Origin of the sequence: Aeromonas sp. QDB39 (assembly GCF_027707585.1) — a bacterium.
Lineage (GTDB): Bacteria > Pseudomonadota > Gammaproteobacteria > Enterobacterales > Aeromonadaceae > Aeromonas > Aeromonas hydrophila.
Genome location: NZ_JAPCIV010000022.1, coordinates 1 through 18,981, shown reverse-complemented (window position 1 = coordinate 18,981; position 18,981 = coordinate 1). Strand labels below are relative to the sequence as shown.

The window sequence follows — 18,981 nt, the reverse complement described above, 5'->3', positions numbered from 1 at the left end:
CTCTCTCCTTGCTGGCACATCATGGGCCGTTTGCGGACGGACCATGGGCACTCCTGTGACGGGGGCCATCACGACCGGGCAATCGCCCTTGCCGTCATGGCGCAACAAATTTACCTTAGACTAACAATCAATTTACGTTTACGCTAACGTAAACTTAAATCACAAATGGACTGACCAGTTTGGCCCCCTGTTTCAGCTCGGCCGCCAAGCTGTCACCCCCTTCATATGAGGAAAGTAAGGATGCATGCAGTGATGGACGAGACCCTGTGCGCCCTGACCGAGCAGGTCGAGGCCTTCTGCCAGAAAGTGATCGCGCCGCGCGCCAGCGAGATTGATCAAAGCAACGCCTTCCCCCGCGATCTCTGGCCCCGCATGGGTGAGCTGGGGCTGCACGGCATCACGGTGGCGGAGGAGTATGACGGGGTGAACCTCGGCTATCTGGCCCACGTGCTGGTGATGGAGCAGGTGAGCCGCGCCAGCGCCTCGGTCGGTCTCTCCTACGGCGCCCACTCCAACCTCTGCATCAACCAGATCCACCGCCACGGCACGGCGGAGCAAAAAGCGCGCTACCTGCCCCCGCTGGTGAGCGGTGAGCATGTGGGGGCGCTCGCCATGAGCGAGCCGGGCGCCGGCTCCGACGTGGTGAGCATGCGCCTGACTGCCGTGCGTGAGGGGGATCACTTCGTGCTGAACGGCAACAAGATGTGGATCACCAACGGGCCCGATGCAGACACCTTCGTCATCTATGCCAAGACCGATCCCGCTGCCGGTCCCAAAGGGATTTCCGCCTTTATCGTCGAGGCGGGGACCCCCGGTTTCTCCACAGCCCAGAAACTCGACAAGCTCGGCATGCGCGGCTCCAGTACCTGCGAGCTGGTATTCGATAACTGCCGGGTGCCGCAGGAGAACCTGCTGGGCCCCCTGCACGGCGGCGTCAAGGTATTGATGAGCGGGCTGGATTACGAGCGGGTGGTGCTGGCGGCGGGCCCCCTTGGCATCATGCAGGCCTGCATGGACGTGGTGCTGCCCTATGTGCGCGAGCGCAAGCAGTTCGGCCAGCCCATCGGCGAGTTCCAGCTGGTGCAAGGCAAGCTTGCCGATATGTATACCCGCCTCGCCAGCAGCCGGGCACTGGTCTACTCGGTGGCGAGCGCCTGTGATCAGGGCCGCACCAGCCGCAAGGATTGCGCCGCCGCCATCCTGTTTGCCGCCGAAAATGCCACCCAGATGGCGCTTGATGCCATCCAGCTGCTCGGCGGTAACGGCTACATCAACGAATACCCCACCGGCCGCCTGCTGCGGGACGCCAAGCTCTACGAGATAGGCGCCGGCACCTCGGAGATCCGCCGCTGGCTCATCGGCCGCGAGCTGATGGGGGATAACGCATGAGCAGGATCCACTCCCGCCTCGACACTGCCAGTCCCGACTATGAGGCCAATCGGGCCGCCATGCAGGCCCTGGTCGACGATCTCAATGCCCGCCTGGAGGAGATAGCCTTGGGCGGCGGCGCTGCCAACAACGCCCGCCATCAGGCCCGTGGCAAGCTGCTGCCCCGCGAGCGCATCAACCAGTTGCTGGACCCGGGTTCCCCCTTTCTCGAACTGTCGGCGCTGGCCGGCTGGCAGGTCTATGACGAGCCGGTGCCCGCCGCCGGCATCATCACCGGCATCGGCCGGGTCTCTGGGCGCCTGTGCATGCTGGTGGTGAACGACGCCACCGTGAAGGGTGGCACCTACTACCCGCTCACGGTGAAAAAGCACCTGCGCGCCCAGGCCATCGCCGAGCGGCTGCGCCTCCCCTGCCTCTATCTGGTGGATTCCGGCGGTGCCTTTTTGCCGATGCAGGACGAGGTGTTCCCCGACCGGGATCACTTTGGCCGCATCTTCTACAACCAGGCTCGCATGTCGGCCCAGAACATCCCCCAGCTGGCGGTGGTGATGGGGCTCTGCACCGCCGGCGGCGCCTACGTGCCCGCCATGGCGGACGAGTCGATCATGGTCAGGGAGCAGGCCACCATCTTTCTGGCGGGGCCGCCGCTGGTCAAGGCTGCCACCGGCGAGGAGATCAGCGCCGAGGCGCTGGGCGGCGCCGAGGTGCACTGCGCCCACTCCGGGGTTGCTGATCACATGGCCCGCGACGATGGCCACGCCCTGGCCCTCGCCCGCACCCTGGTGACCCACCTGAGGAGCGAACCGGTAGAGACCAGCCCCGGCTATGAGCCCCCCTGCTATCCCATCGAGGATCTTTACGGCCTGGTGGGCACCAGCCTCAAGCGCCCCTATGACGCACGGGAGCTGATCGCCCGGCTGGTAGATGGTTCGGATTTTGACGAATTCAAGGCGCTGTTCGGCACCACTCTGGTGACCGGCTTTGCCCGGATCTGCGGCATGCCGGTGGGGATCCTCGCCAACAATGGCGTGCTGCACAGCGACAGCGCCCAGAAGGGGGCCCACTTCATCCAGCTTTGCAACCGGCGCGCCATCCCGCTGATCTTTTTGCAGAACATCACCGGCTTTATGGTGGGAAGCCAAGCTGAGCGCGAAGGGATCGCCAAGCACGGCGCCAAGCTGGTCACCGCCGTGGCCTGCAGCCGGGTACCCAAGATCACCCTGATCGTCGGCGGCAGCTTCGGTGCCGGCAACTACGGCATGTGCGGGCGCGCCTACGACCCCGATTTTCTGTTCAGCTGGCCCAACAGCCGCATCTCCGTCATGGGCGGCGAGCAGGCGGCCGGGGTGCTGGTGCAGGTGCGCCGAGACAAGCTGACGGCCGAGGGCAAGAGCCTGAGCGAGCAGGAGGCAACCGCTATCCGTGCCCCGGTGATCGAGCAGTATGAGCGTCAGGGTCACCCCTACTACGCCAGCGCTCGCCTGTGGGATGACGGCGTCATCGACCCGGCCCAGAGTCGCACCGTGCTGGCGCTGGCGCTGGCGGCCTGTCAGGGGGCCGAGACCGGCCCAGAACAGTACGGCATCTTCCGGATGTAAGGAGTTCACATGTCCGATCCACTCAGTCACGCTCTCCAGCCCGGTTTTCGGCTGGAGCGACACGGCCCGCTGGCCGAGCTGGTGCTCGACCGCCCGGCCCGCCACAACGCCTTTGACGCCGACCTCATGCTGGGGCTGCTCGACTGCCTCGACGAGCTGGCCCACACCCACGGCCAGGCCCTCGCCGATCGCCCCCACGCCTTGCTGCTGCGGGCCGAAGGCAAGCATTTTTGCGCCGGCGCCGACCTCAACTGGATGCGCAACCTGGCCCATGCCGATTTCGAGCACAACCGGGAAGACGCCCGGGTGCTGGCGCGGCTGATGCAAACCCTGGACGAGCTCCCCTTCCCCACGGTGGCGCTGGTGCAGGGCGCCGCCTACGGCGGAGCGCTGGGCCTCATCTGCGCCTGCGATCTGGTGCTGGCCGCCGATGACGCCCGCTTCTGCCTCTCCGAGGTGAGCCTCGGGCTGGTGCCCGCGGTGATCAGCCCCTACGTGGTGCGCGCCATGGGGATGCGCCAGGCCCGGGCCCTGATGCTCTGCGCCGAACCGTTCGATGCGGTCACTGCCTGCCGGCTCAATGTGGCGCACCGACGCTGCCCGCCGGATCAGCTGCTGGCCGAAGGACGCGCGCAGGCTCTGCGCCTGTGCCGCAACGGGCCAGAAGCGATGAAAGAGACCAAGCGGCTGCTGGCCGCCCTCGAGAGCCATGGCGCCAACCTGCACGAAGAGAAAACCGTCGAGACCATCGCCCGGGTACGGGTCGGTCTCGAAGCCCAGGAGGGGATGCAGGCCTTCTTCGACAAACGCCCCCCCGCCTGGCGCCCCCGTTTCAAGGACGAAGCATGACTCAATACCACTCCATCAAGCGCCTGCTGATCGCCAACCGCGGCGAAATCGCCGTGCGCATCATCAAGACAGCCCGGCGCCTCGGCATTCACACCATCGCCCTCTACTCGGACGCCGACGCCCGCGCCATGCATGTGCGGGAAGCCGACGAAGCCTGGCATCTGGGGCCGGCCCCCGCCCGGGAGAGCTACCTCGACACCGGCAAGGTACTGCGCATCGCCCAACAGGCCAACGCCGACGCCATCCACCCGGGCTACGGTTTTCTGTCCGAAAACAGCGACTTTGCCACCGCCTGCGAGCAGCGGGGCGTGCGCTTCATCGGCCCAAGCGGCGCCGCCATCCTCGCCATGGGCGACAAGTCGGGCGCCAAGGCGCTGATGCAGGCAGCCGGCGTGCCGGTGCTGCCCGGTTATCACGGTGCGGATCAACACCCCGACTTTTTGCGCGATCAGGCGAGCCAGGTGGGCTTTCCGCTCCTTATCAAGGCGGCCAGTGGCGGCGGTGGCAAGGGGATGCGCCGGGTCGATCAGCTCGCCGACTTTGACGACGCCCTGGCGGCGGTCAAGCGGGAGGCTAGCGCCGCCTTCGGTGACGACCACGTACTGCTGGAGCGCTATCTCGCCCGTGCCCGCCACGTGGAGGTGCAGGTGTTTGCCGATACCCTTGGCAACGCCATCTATCTGGGGGACCGGGACTGCTCGTTGCAGCGCCGCCATCAGAAGGTGATCGAGGAGGCTCCCGCCCCCCACATCGCACCGGCGCTGCGCCGTACCATGGGCGAGGCCGCCGTCACCGCTGCCAAAGCCATCCACTATCAGGGGGCTGGCACCATCGAGTTTCTGCTGTGCGGGGAGGAGTTCTTCTTCATGGAGATGAACACCCGGCTGCAGGTGGAGCACCCGGTCACCGAGGCCGTCACCGGCCAGGATCTGGTGGCCTGGCAGCTGGCTGTGGCCGAAGGCAAGCCGCTGCCGCTCACCCAGGATGAGGTGGTGCTGCGCGGCCACGCGGTGGAAGCCCGTCTCTACGCCGAGGACGTGGCCGCCGGTTTTCTGCCCGCCAGCGGCCCCATCAATTGGCTCCACTGGCCGGATGGCGTGCGCATCGACACCGGCGTCGGCGCCGGCGATGCGGTGAGCCCCTATTACGACCCCATGATCGCCAAGCTGATCGTCCACGCACCGAGCCGCAGCGAGGCCTTTGCCAGCCTGGCCGACGCGCTGGCGGCACTGGAGCTCGGCCCCCTGATGCACAACGGCCCGCTCTTGCTGCGCCTGTGCGAAGAGCCAGAGGTGCTGGCCATGGGCCACCATACCCAGTGGCCCATTCCCACCGATACCCTGCCCGTCCCGGCGCTCGCCTGGCCGCTCGCCGCGCTCTGGCTCGCCACTCGCGAGCACGGCGCCTCCCCCTGGCAGCAGGCCGCAGGCTTTCGGCTGGGCCCCACCCGCAGCTTTAGCGCAGCGGTGCGCATCGGCGAGGAGGCCCGCGTGCTGACTCTCACCGAACGGGCCGGCAGCCTGCTCTGGCAGGGCGAGCAGATCCCGTTCGAGCTCGGGGCGGATCAGATCCGCCTGCAGCAGGCCGGCAGCTGGCAGCGCTACCCGCTGCACGCCCTCGACGAGGGCGACTATCTGCTGCACCTGGCGGGCAGGCGCATCCGCTTCTCGGCCGATGATCAGCACCATCAGCTGCACCATGATCATGAGGCAGGCGACGCCCCCGGCATCCTGGCCCCCATGCACGGCATCGTCGTGGCATTGCAGGTCGAGGCCGGCCAGCCGGTCAGCAAGGGGCAGCCCCTGCTGGTGCTGGAAGCGATGAAGATGGAGCACGTCCTCAAGGCCGACCGGGATGGGGTGATAGAGGCGCTGCAGTGCCGCCAGGGCGAACAGGTGAGTCAGGGCGCCCTGCTGGTGCGCTTTGCCGAGCAGCATACCACTCAGGAGGAGCGCTCATGAGCCGAGCACAGGAGAGCCGGGACGACAAGGTCAGCCTGGTGGAGATGGGGCCGCGGGACGGCCTGCAAAATGAGGCCGCGACCCTCTCGCTGGTGCAGCGGCTGGAGCTCATCGCCCGCCTGGCCGAGAGCGGGTTGCAGCGCATCGAGGTGGGCGCCTTCGTGTCACCCAGGAAGGTGCCGCAGATGGCGGATTCCGCCGAGCTGTTCAACGCCCTGCCGCGCAGGGGGCCGACCCGCTATGGCGCCCTGGTGCCCAATCTGCAGGGTCTGCAGGCCGCCATTGCCGCCCGCGCCGACGAGATAGGCCTCTTCACCGCCTGCTCCGACGGCTTTACCCGGGCCAACATCGGCATCAGCGTGGAGGAGTCGCTGGTGCGCTTCGCCCCGCTGGTGCAGGAGGCGCGCAGCCTCGGCATCAAGGTGCGCGGCTACCTCTCCACCGTCATTGCCTGCCCGTTCGATGGTCCGACCCGGCCCAAGCGGGTCGCCGCCATGGCCGAGCGGCTGCTGGATCTGGGCTGCCACGAGATATCCCTCGGCGACACCATCGGCGTCGGCACCCCGGGCACCGTGGCCCCCATGCTGGATGCGGTGCTGCACGAGATCCCGGCTGGCCGGCTCGCGGTCCATTTTCACGACACCTATGGCCAGGGGCTGGCCAATCTGCTGCCGGCGCTGGAGCGCGGCATCCGCACCATCGACAGCTCAGTGGCCGGGCTCGGCGGCTGCCCCTATGCCCCCGGCGCCTCCGGCAACGTCGCCTCGGAGGAGGTGGTCTACCTGCTGCACGGCCTTGGCATGAGCACCGGCGTCGATCTCGACCAGCTGGCCGCCACCGGCCAGTGGGTGAGCGAGCGGCTCGGCCGCCCCAACGGCTCGCGGGTCGGCCGGGCCCTGCACGCCAATGCCGAGCGGCTGCGCACCCGGCTGTGCCAGCCATCCCCGCAATAAGGAGCCCTGCCATGTCCAATACCCTCGCCCACGGGCTCGCCGGCAAGGAGGTGACCTACAGCATCTCCGAGCTGGCCCACGAGTTCGACATCACGCCGCGCACCATCCGCTACTACGAGGACGAGGGGCTCATCACCCCGACCCGGGAGGGACAGACCCGCATCTACAGCCACAAGGACAAGATCCGGCTCAAGCTGACCCTGCGTGGCAAACGCCTCGGCTTCAGCCTGGCGGAGATCCGCGAGCTGTTCGACATGTATGACACCGACCGCTCCAGCAAGACCCAGCTCAACTCCATGATCCAGCTCATCGAGGCCAAGCGTCACTCCCTGCGCCAGCAGCTGGAGGACATCCAGATGGTGATGGCCGAGCTGGAGGCGGCCGAGCAGCGCTGTGTTAATTCCCTTAACAGCTTGAAAACCAGCGCAGATTAACCGAATCTGGGATCATCTCTGCCTCCTGGGAGACCCCATGAAACGCTGGTGCTGGTTGTTGCTGCTGCTCTGCTGTACGGCATGGGGCCACCCGCTGATCCGGGTCGGTGGCTATCCCTATGCCCCCTTCGTCGTAAAAGACGACAGCGGCCGCTATCGCGGGCTGACTCTGGATCTCATTGCCCTGCTCAACGACATCCAGCAGGATGTGCACTTCGTGTTCGTGCCCACCTCTGCCCCCCACCGCTACAAGGCGCTGGCCCTCGGCCGCTTCTCGCTGATGCTGTTCGAGGATATCCGCTGGGACTGGAATGCCGATCAGGTGCGCATCAGCCGTCCACTGCTGCTGGGGGGCGAGCGCTACGTCGCCCTCAAGGCACCGGGGCGGGATCAATCCTTCTTTGACAACCTGGCCCAGCGCCAGCTGATCGGGGTCAGTGGCTATCACTACGGTATCGCCGATTTCGACGCCACCGCCAGCACCCTGAAGCTGCGCTTCAATATCACCCTGGTCAAGGACAACATCAGCGCCCTGCAGGGACTGTTCAAGGGGCGCGGCGAGGTGGCCATCCTCAACCTCTCCTACCTCAACCAGTTCGACAAGGATTACCCCGAGCAGGCAAGCCAGCTGCTGCGCTCCAACCGGTGGGATCAACAGTATGAGCTACGAGCCTTGCTCAGCCCGGACGCCGGGATCTCGGTACAGCAGCTGGAACAGTGGCTGGCCCGGCTGAAAGAGAGCGGGCAATTGGCAAGCCTTTGGACAAAGTACGGCGTACAGCATCAAGTGGCACCATGATCATGCCCTGAAAGTTTGTTACCCTATGCGCATCAATTGGAGACCCTCATGCCCAAGCCTCTGCGTGCCCGTCTGCTGCGCTACGCCCTCTACCTCTGCGCCGCCCTGCTGCTCTCCCTGCTTATTCTGTTATGGCAAGCCCCCACGCTGACCCAGCGCCACCTGCCAACCTGGCTGGCCAAACACTACGGCCTGCACTTGAGCCTGGGGGAGATCGACGTCGGCCTGCGCCACCCCTCCCTCGCCATCGGCCCCACCACCCTGTTCGATGACCAGCAGCAGCCCCTCGTCACCTTCGAGCGCCTGCAACTCACCCCCTTGCTAGGGGAAAGCTGGCGCCAGCGCGCCCTGATCCTCGACGAGGCACGCCTCGTCAAGCCAACCGTCAACCTGGTGCGGCTGGCGGATCAAGACAAAACCGTTCGCTTCAATCTGACCGAGGCGCTGGCCAGCCTGCTCGTGCAAGATGATGTACCGACCACCAGCAACGAGGCCCCCCTGCTGGTGCAGATCAACCAACTGGCGGCAGAGCAGGGTCACATCGCCTATCAGGACAGCCGCAAGCAGAGCAGCCCCGGCTGGGTGCCCACCCTGACCCTGAGCGGGCTCGACCTGCAACTGCCGACCTTCTCTACCGCCCCTGGTCGCGCCAACCCCTTCGTGCTCGCCGCCACCCTCAACCAGCAGAGCCCGCTCAAAGCCAGCGGTGAGCTCGACATCATGAGCGGCGCCGGCAAGGGTAAGATCAGCCTCGGCAAGCTGGCGCTCGCCCCCTTCGCCCCGCTCTGGGCGCCTTATCTCGACGTCAAGCTGCCCAAGGGCGAGGCCAACGCCGAGCTTGCCTACCAGATAGCCGAGGGCAAGCAGGGGCTGAGCTGGCAGCTTTCCAAGGGCAAGCTGACCCTCAATGACTGGCATCTCCAGCGCCGCCAGGGCGACGAATTTGCCCGCTTCAAGCAGCTGGCGCTGACCGGCATCGCACTCGACGGCAACAAGCAGACGCTGCAGATAGACCGGCTGGCGCTCAAGGCCCCGGCCATCAGCGCGGTGCTCGATGCCAACCAGCAGCTGGATCTGGCGACCCTGCTGCTCCCCCAACCGCCGGTCAACACCAGCAAAGCTGCCAAACCGGCGGCGCCGGGCAAACCCTGGCGCTGGAGCCTCAAACAAACCCGCATCGAACAGGGCCAGCTCAAGCTGACCGAATCGAGCAGCGGCAAACTGCTGCTGCGCGAGCTCTCCGCCCTGACGCTGGCGCTGGGCCCGCTGGGCAGTCAGAGCGGACAGAGCGCCCCGCTCACCTTGAGCGGGGCGTTCAACAACCAGGCGAAACTGGATTTTGACGGCGACCTCGCCCTCACCCCCTTCAGCCTCAACGGCGAGATCAAGCAACAGGGTCTGCCGCTCAGCTGGGCCCAACCCTATCTGCAGGATCTGCTGCGCATCAGCGTGCGCGACGGCCAGCTTGCCAGCCGCACCAAGCTGGCGCTGGCCACCGATGCCAAGGGGGCATTGAGCAAGCTGGAGCTGAGCGGCGGACTCGATATCGAACGGCTCAACGTGCTGGATCGGGCCGACAACCAGCGCCTGCTGCAAATTGAGCAGCTGCAGCTGAGCGGCCTGCATTACGACGGCATCAGCCAGCAGGTGAAGATCGACGACATCCTGCTGCGCAAGCCCTTCGCCCGCATCGAGATCAACGAAGACAGGGTCACCAACGTGCAGCAACTGCTGCTGCCGCAACCCGCCACGGCCAAGTCCGCCAGCAGCGAGCCAGCCCCTCGCGTCAGCATTGCCCAGGTTCGCACCGAGCAGGGCAACCTGCGCTTTGCCGATCGCAGTCTGAGTCCGGAATTCGTGGTGGACATCGCCTCCCTCAGCGGCCAGAGCCGCCACATCAGCAACATCCCCGGCCAGCGCTCCGAGCTGGCCTTCAACGGCAAGGTGGACCGCTACGCCCCGGTGACCATCCGCGGCGGCACCAACCTGCTGATCGAGCAGCCGGTGCTGGACGTGGCCGTCACCTTCAACAACCTGGAGCTCACCACCTTCACCCCCTACTCCAGTACCTACGCCGGCTATGCCATCGACAAGGGCCAGCTCTCCATGAAGCTCAACTACCAGTTGCAGGGCAACCGGCTGGAGGGGGACAACGACATCACCATCAAGAAGCTGCAGCTGGGGGAAAAGGTCAAAAGCGAACAGGCCAAGGATCTGCCGCTGGGGCTGGCGGTCGCCCTGCTGAGCGATGCCAACGGCGTCATCCAGATGAACCTGAAGGTGAAGGGCAATCTGGATCAGCCGGACTTCAGTCTCGGCAACATTTTCTGGGACGTACTCGGCAACACCCTGCGCAAGGCGGTCACCTCCCCCTTCTCGCTGCTTGCCTCCCTGGCGGGCGGCAGCGAGGATCTCGATGAGCTGCCCTTCCTGCCCGGTGAGCCGGATCTCACCCCCACCCAGCAGGAGAAACTGGCCAAACTGGCGCAGGCCCTCAAGGACAGGCCCAAGCTCAGCATGAACATTCGCGGCAAGGTCAACTTCAACGAGGAGCGCCCCATCCTGCAGCGCCAGAAGCTCGAGCGGGTGCTGGCCAAGATCACCGGCGGCCCGGTGGACCTCGAGCTGCTGGAGCAGGACCCCGCCATGCAATCGGCGCTGGCACAAGCTTATGAGGCCCGGTTCAACGAAGATCTCGGGGATCTGGCCGCTCGGCTGAAGCTCGATGAAGAGAGCCCGGCCCTGCGCGCCCAGGCGGTTCTCCTGCTGCGGGATCAGCAGCTCATCACCGCCAAGTCTCTGCGCAATCTGGCCATGCGCCGTGCCCAGAACACCAAGGAGTTTCTGGTGGACCGCCAGGGGATCGCGCCGGAGCGGCTGTTCGTGCTGGACAGCCAGGTCAAGGAGGCCGACAAGGAGGCCAAGGTGGTGCTGACCCTGGACGATTGAGTCGCTGACATCTGCAGGATGAGGGGGATGCCATCTCCTCATCCTGCACGTGGCACGCTCGCCTTCTTCTCGCGCCTGCCGCTACATGCATAGTCTCGCCGCAACGTTGCTTTTCCCCCTTCTTCGACCGGCCACTGGCTCTTCGGCCATTCAGCCACCGCACGGCCACGCCTGCGTGATGACACAGCCACTTATCGGCCCAGGATTTTCTCACCCAGCCCCCTAGCCTTCGGTTGTTTCGCTCCTCAATCCCCTTAGCGAACAAGTCCGGCGCAAAGACCTCTGCCTAACCTTGCCAGCGCTGCGAGCAGACAACTTGGCCGTTTGCCTTAATCAAGTAATGGACGCCCCTTGTCTGATGGCATATGAGAGTATTTTTTAGCCTCAAATGTACTCTGGCTTGGCGATGGAAATACTGTCGACGACGCGGCTCAACCCATCGGCTTGAATTGTATGAAACTTTCAGAATCGTGCAGCTCAATACAATTTATCAACCTTGTCCGTACCATTCATTCACCTGCCATCTACCTGGATCGCACGAATGGTCAGTCAGGTAAAAAATCCCGTTATTTTTTTACCGTTTCAGCCATTCCCCCCCTTGCCCAGCGCCCAGACCCTGCCTAAAATCGCGCGTCTTTTATCAACCCCCACCTCTATTTTTGGAGAACGCCACGTGAGCGAAAAATTGGCCAACCCTGCCCCTCTGGGTCTGATGGGTTTCGGTATGACCACCATTCTGCTGAACATCCATAACGCAGGTTTCTTCCCCATCAGCGCCATGATCCTGGCCATGGGCCTGTGCTATGGCGGTCTGGCCCAGATCATCGCCGGTATCATGGAGTACAAGCGCGGCAACACCTTCGGTGTGACTGCCTTCATCTCCTACGGCACCTTCTGGTGGAGCCTGGTGTTCCTGTTGGTGATGCCGACCATGGGTCTGGCCGAAGCCACCCCGCACGCCTACATGGGCTGGTACCTGCTGATGTGGGGCATGTTCACCCTGTTCATGCTGATCGGGACCGTCAACTACCCGCGCGTGAAGCAATTCGTGTTCGCCTCCCTGACCGTGCTGTTCTTCCTGCTGGCCGCCCGTGACTTTACCGGCAGCACCCTGATCGGCACCATCGCCGGTTTCGAAGGCATCATCTGCGGCGCCAGCGCCATCTATCTGGCCATGGCCACCGTGATCAACGAGCAGTTCGGCCGCACCGTGATGCCCATCGGCGATCACAAGAAAGCCGCCGCCGTTCAGCTCAAAGCCGCAGCCTAAGCACCCGGCCGACACAGCTGTCACGAAAAAGGCACCCTGCGGGGTGCCTTTTTGTTGGGCGCGATTTGCCAGGATCGCCCGGCTAGCCGTGATACTCGGGCTCCTCCGCCAGCAGCCGGGTGGCAGGAAAACGCGCTGCCGGCTGCTGGCCGAAGAAGCGGGTGAACTGCTGATACACCGCCGGATAGGTGTCGCGCAGGCGCAGCGGATCGGTGAAAAAGCACTCGCTGCACACCGCAAAAAATTCGGCCGGGTGCGAGGCAGCGTAAGGGTCGATGGCGGTAGGCTCGTGGCGATCCAGCTGCGCCTGCATGGCATCGAATGCCGCCTGCAGCGCATCGGTCCACTGGCGCGGATCCATGCCCGCCGGCAGTGGCGGCGCCCCGTCGGCCTCCCCTCCCAGCATGTCGAGCTTGTGGGTCAGCTCGTGGATCACCAGATTGAAGCCGTCCCAATCCCCGTCCTGCTGCAGCTCGCTCCAGGCCAGCACCAGCGGCCCCTGCGGCCAGGATTCGCCGGCGTTCTCCTCTTCAACTTCGCTCACCAGCCCGAACTCGTCCTGCACCTGCTGCCGGCGCACCACCGGCTCGGGGATCAGGATGATCTCGTGAAAGCCCCGATACCAGTCGAGCCCCAGGTGCAAAATGGGCAGCGCCGCCTGCAGGGCCAGCACCGCCTGCTGACGGGGAGTGAGCGACACCCCGAGCTGGGTCAGGGTCTTGCGAGCCAGCAGCTGCTGCGCCAACCCGATCAGGGTCTGCTCCTCCTCCCGGGAAAAACCCTGCAAAATGGGCACTGCAGCCAGGGCCTGCTGCCACTCCAGCGCACCAGGCCCATTGTCATCTTGCCGGGACGCACCACCAAACACACTTCGTAAGCGGGACCAGAACACGCAGACTCCTCTTGCTGATCAGACTGTTTTCACAAACCGTTTCGGACGCTCGACATACCCCTGCGCCAGATAGAAGCGATGGGCCCCTTCCCGCTTGAGGCTGCTGGAGAGCTCCAGCTGGCTGCAACCCTGCGCTCGCGCCCGCACCTCTGCCGCCACCAGCAGGGCGGCGCCGACGCCGCGTCCCCTTGCACCCTCATCGACAACCAGCGCCGAGATCAGGCCCCACGCTGGTGCAACGTGCAGCGGGCTGAGCCAGTGCCACACCAGCACGCCCGCAATCTCTTCCCCCAGGCAGGCCACCAGCACCTCGCGGGCCGGATCCGGCGCCAACCACCGCTCGCCCAGCACCTGCGGGCTGACCGGATAACCCAGCTGGCCGAACAGGTCGGCCATGGCAGCCATATCCTCGGCACACGCCGGGCGGATCATCGCTTTTTCTTGCTCCATCTTCATCCTTGGCCTTGATTTTGCTCTCCCTCTCCCGCCGCAGAGCGCCGACGAAAGAGGAGATGATACCGGGCCAGCACCGCATTCTGTCCAGTTGCACCGGCCATTTGTTAATGTCAATTCACAAATTAACAAGATAACAACATATTTCGCTGGGAAGCCCCAGCACAAATCGATATGTTAAAACCCGCGGACTGGCCAGTGGAAACATCCACCGACCCGTCCCATACCATAACGAGTGACCCGAGGGTCACCACCAATTTGAGGGAGCAGGGCACAGACCCCGCCAACAAGACAGCACAACAAAGGAGTTGTTGTACATGAATGAGATCGTCAATGCCATCAATGGTGTGATTTGGAGCCCGGCGCTCATCTATCTGTGTCTGGGGGTAGGCCTCTACTTCTCCCTGCGCAGCCGCTTCCTGCAACTGCGTCACATCAAGGAGATGATCCGGCTGATGTTTGATGGCAAAAGCACGGATGCTGGCGTCTCCTCCTTCCAGGCGCTGGCCATGACCCTGGCTGGCCGGGTGGGTACCGGCAACATCGCCGGGGTCGCCACCGCCATCACCTTCGGCGGCCCGGGTGCCATGTTCTGGATGTGGATGGTGGCCTTCCTCGGCTCCAGCTCCGCCTTCGTGGAGTCCACCCTGGGTCAGGTCTACAAGGAGAAGATCAACGGCGAATACCGCGGCGGTCCGGCCTTCTACATCGAGAAGGGGCTTGGCATGAAGTGGTACGCCTGGACGTTCGCCATCGCCACCATCTTTGCCTGCGGCGTATTGCTGCCGGGGGTGCAGGCCAACTCCATCGGCGCCAGCCTGCAAACCGCGTTTGATATCGATCCGAATGTCACCGCCGCCGGCCTGGCGCTGCTGCTCGGCTTCATCATCTTCGGCGGCGTCAAGCGCATCGCCAACTTCGCCAGTACCGTGGTGCCCTTCATGGCGCTGGGTTACATCATCGTCGCCTGCGTCATCATCGCCCTCAACATCCACGCCCTGCCCGGCGTGATCCTGCTGATCTGGAAGAGTGCCTTCGGCTTTGATGCCGGCTTTGGCGCCATTCTGGGTCTGGCCATCATGTGGGGGGTCAAGCGCGGGGTCTACTCCAACGAAGCGGGTCAGGGTACCGGGCCGCACGCCTCCTCCGCCGCCGCAGTAAGCCACCCGGCCAAACAGGGCCTGGTGCAGGCGTTCTCGGTCTACATCGACACCCTGTTCGTCTGCTCCGCCACCGGCTTTATGCTGCTCATCACCGGCCTCTACAACGTGCAGGGTCCGGACGGCGCCGCCCTCTACACCGGCATCGCCGGCGTGGCCGCAGGCCCGGGCTACGTGCAGACCGCCATGGAGAGCATGATGCCTGGCTTTGGCAGCATGTTCGTGGCCATCGCGCTGTTCTTCTTCGCCTTCACCACCATCGTTGCCTACTACTACATCGCCGAGACCAACATCGCCTACATCAACCGCAAGGTAAACCGTCCCTGGTTGACCTTCGTGCTGAAACTGACCCTGATGGCCTCCACCGTCTATGGCACCGTCAAGACCGCCGAGCTCGCCTGGGGCATGGGTGACATCGGCGTCGGGCTGATGGCCTGGCTCAACATCATCGCCATCCTGCTGCTGCAAAAGACCGCCTTTGCCTGCCTGCGCGACTATGAAGCACAGCAAGCCAAGGGGCTGGATCCGGTGTTCCACCCGGAGAAGCTCGGCATCAAGAACGCCGACTACTGGGCCGGTCACCGCTCCGAAGACAACCTGGAGCAGGAGAAATCCGGTCACCCCTTCGAACCGGACCAGGATCGCAAGATCTCCTGATCGCGCATAACTCCCCAACAAAAATGGCAGCCTCGGCTGCCATTTTTATTTCTTTAAATTCAACACCTTGTGTTAGCTCAATTAGTTCAGTGCCAAAAGCATCGACGGCGCCTACCTGGACGATGACGAAGAGGTCGGTACTGCCGCCGATGAGGACGCCCTGCATGCCGTGGCCTGGGCCATTTGGTGGGGCATTCGCACCTTCCAGCAGAGCGGCGGCGCCCCGGTCGGGGTATGGCGCGCGCTGCGCCACATCAGCAACGCCAAGCAGCATGCCGATCTGGTGGGCCCACCCAAGCCAGTGCTGCAAGACCCGCGTTTTGAGGCTGCCCGCTTTGCCGCAGATAACGACATCTTTCGCTGCTACCAGCACGCCATGGGCGGTACACTGGCCACCCGTGCCGAACACCCCATCAAACTGGCCCACCTCACTGAGGAGCAGACCAAAGCTCAAGGCGAAGACATCAAGCGCCTGATGGGCATTACCTGCGCTCGCCTTGGCATCAAGACCCGCCTGCAAGGGTGGGAAATTGTGCCCGCCGGCACCCATGAAGCCAGGAAAGCCGCCGAGGCTGCTGCGAGGGGGTTGGGGTTAAGACGGGCGACAGCCCGGCACCTTGGCGCTCTGACAATAACTGTACGCTACCGGATCCTGATGCCTTCGCAGACCTGATCATGAGCGAACAGTGGGAGTTATCGCCCTTTTCCATCGACCGATTGCGGGCGGGTTCCAGCGTCACGGCTGACGGTTTCACCCTCTGGCTTGAGAACGGGCAGGTGCAGTCGTGCAAATCGCTCACAAGACAGCCGGATTGGCAGCTGGAGGGACTACAGCCTCCCGAACAGGCCGAAGCGGATGAATACGCGATCCCGGATTATGACCAGAATTGGCCGATGCTGGTTGAGCTGTGCAGCGAGGTCTACCAAGCACAAGGCCATGTCGGAGCACACCAATGGATTGAGATGCTGCCGGAGTCCTATCGGTTGGAGATGTGGGCAGAACTGGAGAAACTGGACACCCCGAAGTGGCTGCAAGAACAGAACGACTACAGCGCGGATTGGGCATTAAAATGAGGAGCAAGCAGAATATCAGCCGCGAAGAGTACCGCAGCCTGGGTAATCGGGTGGCCTGTATTCTCCAACAACGAGCTCAACCAGTGGCTGGCTTTGATACAGGGCAAACAGCTGTCTGCGTCCTGCGCCATCCTCTCATAGGATCTCAAACATTGGAAAGCCATGTTAAACGCTTTTTCATACATCACGCTCTCGCCCTTCAACCGCTTCTTTTTTAGATTTTTGCCATTCACTTTTTAACAATTCTTGAGCATTTTTTTCAAGAGCGGCTATTTCAGCCTTTAGCTTGATTAAATTCAATCGTTCTTTCTCACAGGTAGAATAAATTGAATTTATTGATTTTAACACAGCATGATCAAGTGCATGCTCCGAACTATAAAACCAAGCTTTAGGGTTAAGACGCATAATAACTAGAGATTTCAAACTACTAAGTTCTGAAAGTTTTCCTGTGTTTTCGATAAACTTATATGAACACTCGATGTATATACCAACAGTCTCACGTAACTCACTGCGCCAAACAGCTCTTTCATTAGTAACCGATGAGGTAAAAATAGTTTTATCTGTATCTTTGGTAGTTTCTGAAAATTTTCTCACTGCTGATTTGTAACCACAAGCCGCACCAACTGCGCCTACAGCCAATTGGGCTATAATCTTAAGACCTTCCAAATACCAATTTATTTCCGAACTCAATTTTATACCTCTACCTTGTGGCTATGCATAATGTTAAAATTACCCCCACCCCCGTAAAATAGAGCCCTCCAACAGCTGTTGATATGTAACAATTAAAAAACTTCGCGTATATCAAAAAAGTTATTCTTTCCAGATTTAAAAACCAAATACTCAAAGCTTTTTTGAGTTTCAGTGAAATTTAAAAGAGGCATTATTTCTTGGTTGCAACGCTCAAGCTCACACCAATAAGGTGTTTTTGTTAAAACAACATGCCTTCTGCAAACAAACGGCCTCACATTGTATATGGAACAGCTATTATTTTTTAGAAAAGGACAAGGTTTACTCTGCGTTTTGTCATATTCAGAGAATGACTTTCTTTTTATTTTTAATGATCTTTCTATATATTCAACCTCTAGCTCAGACACTGTCACTGGAATATAACAGCAATGAGAGCAACCTTTTTCACAAGGAGTATACTTATCTACATAAGCGTAAATCTCATTCATTTCAGAGAATAATGACGACAACTTATTTAAATAATTTCCTTTGCTTTTTAACATTCTTAAATATAATCCTTCTTCTTTTTTAGATAGAGAAGCAGGAAATAATTTAATTATTTTTTCACGATTCACATTCGCGAATTCAACAGCGCTTCTTGGATTTTTTTCATCGAACTCATGATCCATAAAAAGTCCTAAGTTGCTATAGATGAAGAAAACGTGGCATAAAGTTCCACTCACCTGCACATACAGCAGAGGGGGTTGTTTTGTAAAGTTTGTACCCAGCTACAGAAAAAGCCTGTGCAGCACAGTCAGTCTTAACAGAGCAGTTTGTTACATATTTTCATTGACAAATCTAATGTACTCATCCCTTTGTTCTTTATCTGATATAGCCTCAGAAATCTTAAGAAGATTATCTTTTTGCAAAAAAATCCGTCCAACTTCAATTAAGCTCTTTGTTTTCTCAATTTTCCGCTCTATATCGAAACACCATGCAGACCAACGTTTTAAATCGTTGAAACTACCGTTGTCAACGTCTAGCTCAGACAAACTTTTGAAGCCTTCCTCAAGATCTAAAATCAATATACTTCTTAAGCAATTTTCTTCGAAAAGAAATGACAGACCAGATAATTCTCCAATCTTTTCCTCAATGTAATACGGACGTGGTAATTTTTTCCCTTGAATTACCTCGAGGTCGTCAATCTCCTCTCTACTAGCCTCTCTCTCGGTAGTTATAACTGGATTTCTGCTGCGAACCATTTTAGAGATGATTGATGTAGCAGCCTCTGGGCAACCAGACGATCCTTTTGCTAGAAGTCTGGACTTCTTATACAAAACATCTGCACCTTGAGACCCACTCCTAATACTTGTGATCTTTTCTTTGTACAAATCGAGCACTATAAGCGTGCTTCCAACATTCTCACGGTATGTATGAAGTGAAATATCCCTCTCAAATGCTTTAGACAGCTGATCGAACTCAACATCAAAATGGTTCTTTCCACAATTATGTCCAATATTCGTAATAGGCCCTGATTTTGTGCTAACAATATATCCTTTTCCATGAGGGGTGTGGCAGCTGGACAAACCGCATTTAATATAATCTTTAAATATGTACCTACCAATAATTTGATTTAGTTCGTGCTCTTTGGGATCTAAATTCGTTGTGAAGCCAGGAAGGGTTTCAATATCTTCCCAGCTTTCAACCTTAACAAATCCTCGTTCACTATTAAGTGTAATCATTTGTAGATCTCGATTAACATGTAACGTTTGGTTAAGGGACAGGGTTTAGCCGGTTCTGCGGCGTTGTTTCCCAAATCAGAGTGACCTGAATTGAACTTATGGTTGAGACGGTGATCTGATCACCAAATCCCTCTT

Annotated in this window: 15 protein-coding genes and 1 pseudogene; 11 read left to right on the top strand and 5 right to left on the bottom strand. The window is 60.8% G+C overall.

What is annotated here, in order from left to right:
* Positions 1-240: 240 nt before the first annotated feature.
* From PG899_RS14055 to PG899_RS14015, 9 genes are all read left to right on the top strand, one after another.
* The gene (locus tag PG899_RS14055; RefSeq protein WP_077097681.1) at positions 241-1,389 is read left to right on the top strand and encodes an isovaleryl-CoA dehydrogenase; all 1,149 of its coding nucleotides are present in this window, start codon (positions 241-243) and stop codon (positions 1,387-1,389) included.
* Complete coding sequence (locus tag PG899_RS14050; protein ID WP_190283605.1) at positions 1,386-2,987, top strand: carboxyl transferase domain-containing protein; 1,602 nt, start codon at positions 1,386-1,388, stop codon at positions 2,985-2,987. Before PG899_RS14055 ends, PG899_RS14050 begins: the two co-directional genes overlap by 4 nt.
* A gap of 9 nt (positions 2,988-2,996) precedes the next feature.
* Positions 2,997-3,836 carry an enoyl-CoA hydratase-related protein gene (locus PG899_RS14045; protein ID WP_077097685.1) on the top strand — a complete coding sequence of 280 codons (840 nt, stop codon included), beginning with the start codon at positions 2,997-2,999 and terminating at the stop codon, positions 3,834-3,836.
* A complete protein-coding gene (locus PG899_RS14040; RefSeq protein ID WP_077097687.1) occupies positions 3,833-5,797 on the top strand; it encodes an acetyl/propionyl/methylcrotonyl-CoA carboxylase subunit alpha in 1,965 nt (654 codons plus the stop codon). The genes PG899_RS14045 and PG899_RS14040 overlap by 4 nt, the downstream gene beginning before the upstream one ends.
* Positions 5,794-6,750, top strand: a complete 957-nt coding sequence (locus PG899_RS14035) for a hydroxymethylglutaryl-CoA lyase (protein ID WP_077097689.1) — start codon at positions 5,794-5,796, stop codon at positions 6,748-6,750. The genes PG899_RS14040 and PG899_RS14035 overlap by 4 nt, the downstream gene beginning before the upstream one ends.
* A gap of 11 nt (positions 6,751-6,761) precedes the next feature.
* Positions 6,762-7,184, top strand: coding sequence for a MerR family transcriptional regulator (locus PG899_RS14030; protein ID WP_016350898.1), 423 nt, complete (start codon positions 6,762-6,764; stop codon positions 7,182-7,184).
* 37 nt (positions 7,185-7,221) lie between these two features.
* Entirely contained in the window at positions 7,222-7,983 is a 762-nt protein-coding gene (locus tag PG899_RS14025) for a substrate-binding periplasmic protein (RefSeq protein ID WP_077097691.1), read from the top strand.
* Between the two features lie 48 nt (positions 7,984-8,031).
* Positions 8,032-10,932 (top strand): DUF748 domain-containing protein, encoded by a 2,901-nt coding sequence (locus PG899_RS14020; protein WP_190283606.1) that lies wholly within the window; start codon positions 8,032-8,034, stop codon positions 10,930-10,932.
* 673 nt (positions 10,933-11,605) lie between these two features.
* Positions 11,606-12,202, top strand: a complete 597-nt coding sequence (locus PG899_RS14015) for an acetate uptake transporter (protein ID WP_011705937.1) — start codon at positions 11,606-11,608, stop codon at positions 12,200-12,202.
* Between the two features lie 82 nt (positions 12,203-12,284).
* On the opposite strand, the gene PG899_RS14010 is transcribed toward PG899_RS14015, so the two are convergent.
* On the bottom strand, positions 12,285-13,094 hold the full coding sequence (locus PG899_RS14010; protein ID WP_077097695.1) for a zinc-dependent peptidase: 810 nt from the start codon (positions 13,092-13,094) through the stop codon (positions 12,285-12,287).
* A gap of 18 nt (positions 13,095-13,112) precedes the next feature.
* Entirely contained in the window at positions 13,113-13,550 is a 438-nt protein-coding gene (locus PG899_RS14005; RefSeq protein WP_179101507.1) for a GNAT family N-acetyltransferase, read from the bottom strand.
* A 314-nt stretch (positions 13,551-13,864) separates the two neighbouring features.
* Between PG899_RS14005 and PG899_RS14000 the strand changes: the two genes are divergently transcribed.
* Both PG899_RS14000 and PG899_RS13995 read left to right on the top strand, forming a co-directional pair.
* The gene (locus tag PG899_RS14000) at positions 13,865-15,364 is read left to right on the top strand and encodes an alanine/glycine:cation symporter family protein (RefSeq protein WP_011705934.1); all 1,500 of its coding nucleotides are present in this window, start codon (positions 13,865-13,867) and stop codon (positions 15,362-15,364) included.
* An 85-nt stretch (positions 15,365-15,449) separates the two neighbouring features.
* Positions 15,450-16,438, top strand: a pseudogene (locus PG899_RS13995) (replication endonuclease); the annotation flags it as partial.
* 177 nt (positions 16,439-16,615) lie between these two features.
* Here PG899_RS13995 and PG899_RS13990 read toward each other — a convergent pair.
* The 3 genes from PG899_RS13990 to PG899_RS13980 form a co-directional block, all read right to left on the bottom strand.
* Positions 16,616-17,128 carry a hypothetical protein gene (locus tag PG899_RS13990; RefSeq protein ID WP_143239050.1) on the bottom strand — a complete coding sequence of 171 codons (513 nt, stop codon included), beginning with the start codon at positions 17,126-17,128 and terminating at the stop codon, positions 16,616-16,618.
* Between the two features lie 92 nt (positions 17,129-17,220).
* Positions 17,221-17,793, bottom strand: a complete 573-nt coding sequence (locus PG899_RS13985) for a YkgJ family cysteine cluster protein (protein WP_143239049.1) — start codon at positions 17,791-17,793, stop codon at positions 17,221-17,223.
* A gap of 147 nt (positions 17,794-17,940) precedes the next feature.
* On the bottom strand, positions 17,941-18,846 hold the full coding sequence (locus PG899_RS13980; RefSeq protein WP_077098391.1) for a hypothetical protein: 906 nt from the start codon (positions 18,844-18,846) through the stop codon (positions 17,941-17,943).
* Positions 18,847-18,981: the final 135 nt, after the last annotated feature.

Excerpts from the sequence above, each read along its gene's own strand:
- PG899_RS14055 (WP_077097681.1), top strand. The coding sequence starts at position 241 with ATGCATGCAGTGATGGACGAGACCCTGTGCGCCCTGACCGAGCAGGTC.
- PG899_RS14050 (WP_190283605.1), top strand. The coding sequence starts at position 1,386 with ATGAGCAGGATCCACTCCCGCCTCGACACTGCCAGTCCCGACTATGAG.
- PG899_RS14045 (WP_077097685.1), top strand. The coding sequence starts at position 2,997 with ATGTCCGATCCACTCAGTCACGCTCTCCAGCCCGGTTTTCGGCTGGAG.
- PG899_RS14040 (WP_077097687.1), top strand. The coding sequence starts at position 3,833 with ATGACTCAATACCACTCCATCAAGCGCCTGCTGATCGCCAACCGCGGC.
- PG899_RS14035 (WP_077097689.1), top strand. The coding sequence starts at position 5,794 with ATGAGCCGAGCACAGGAGAGCCGGGACGACAAGGTCAGCCTGGTGGAG.
- PG899_RS14030 (WP_016350898.1), top strand. The coding sequence starts at position 6,762 with ATGTCCAATACCCTCGCCCACGGGCTCGCCGGCAAGGAGGTGACCTAC.
- PG899_RS14025 (WP_077097691.1), top strand. The coding sequence starts at position 7,222 with ATGAAACGCTGGTGCTGGTTGTTGCTGCTGCTCTGCTGTACGGCATGG.
- PG899_RS14020 (WP_190283606.1), top strand. The coding sequence starts at position 8,032 with ATGCCCAAGCCTCTGCGTGCCCGTCTGCTGCGCTACGCCCTCTACCTC.
- PG899_RS14005 (WP_179101507.1), bottom strand. The coding sequence starts at position 13,550 with ATGAAGATGGAGCAAGAAAAAGCGATGATCCGCCCGGCGTGTGCCGAG.
- PG899_RS14000 (WP_011705934.1), top strand. The coding sequence starts at position 13,865 with ATGAATGAGATCGTCAATGCCATCAATGGTGTGATTTGGAGCCCGGCG.
- PG899_RS13985 (WP_143239049.1), bottom strand. The coding sequence starts at position 17,793 with ATGGATCATGAGTTCGATGAAAAAAATCCAAGAAGCGCTGTTGAATTC.
- PG899_RS13980 (WP_077098391.1), bottom strand. The coding sequence starts at position 18,846 with ATGATTACACTTAATAGTGAACGAGGATTTGTTAAGGTTGAAAGCTGG.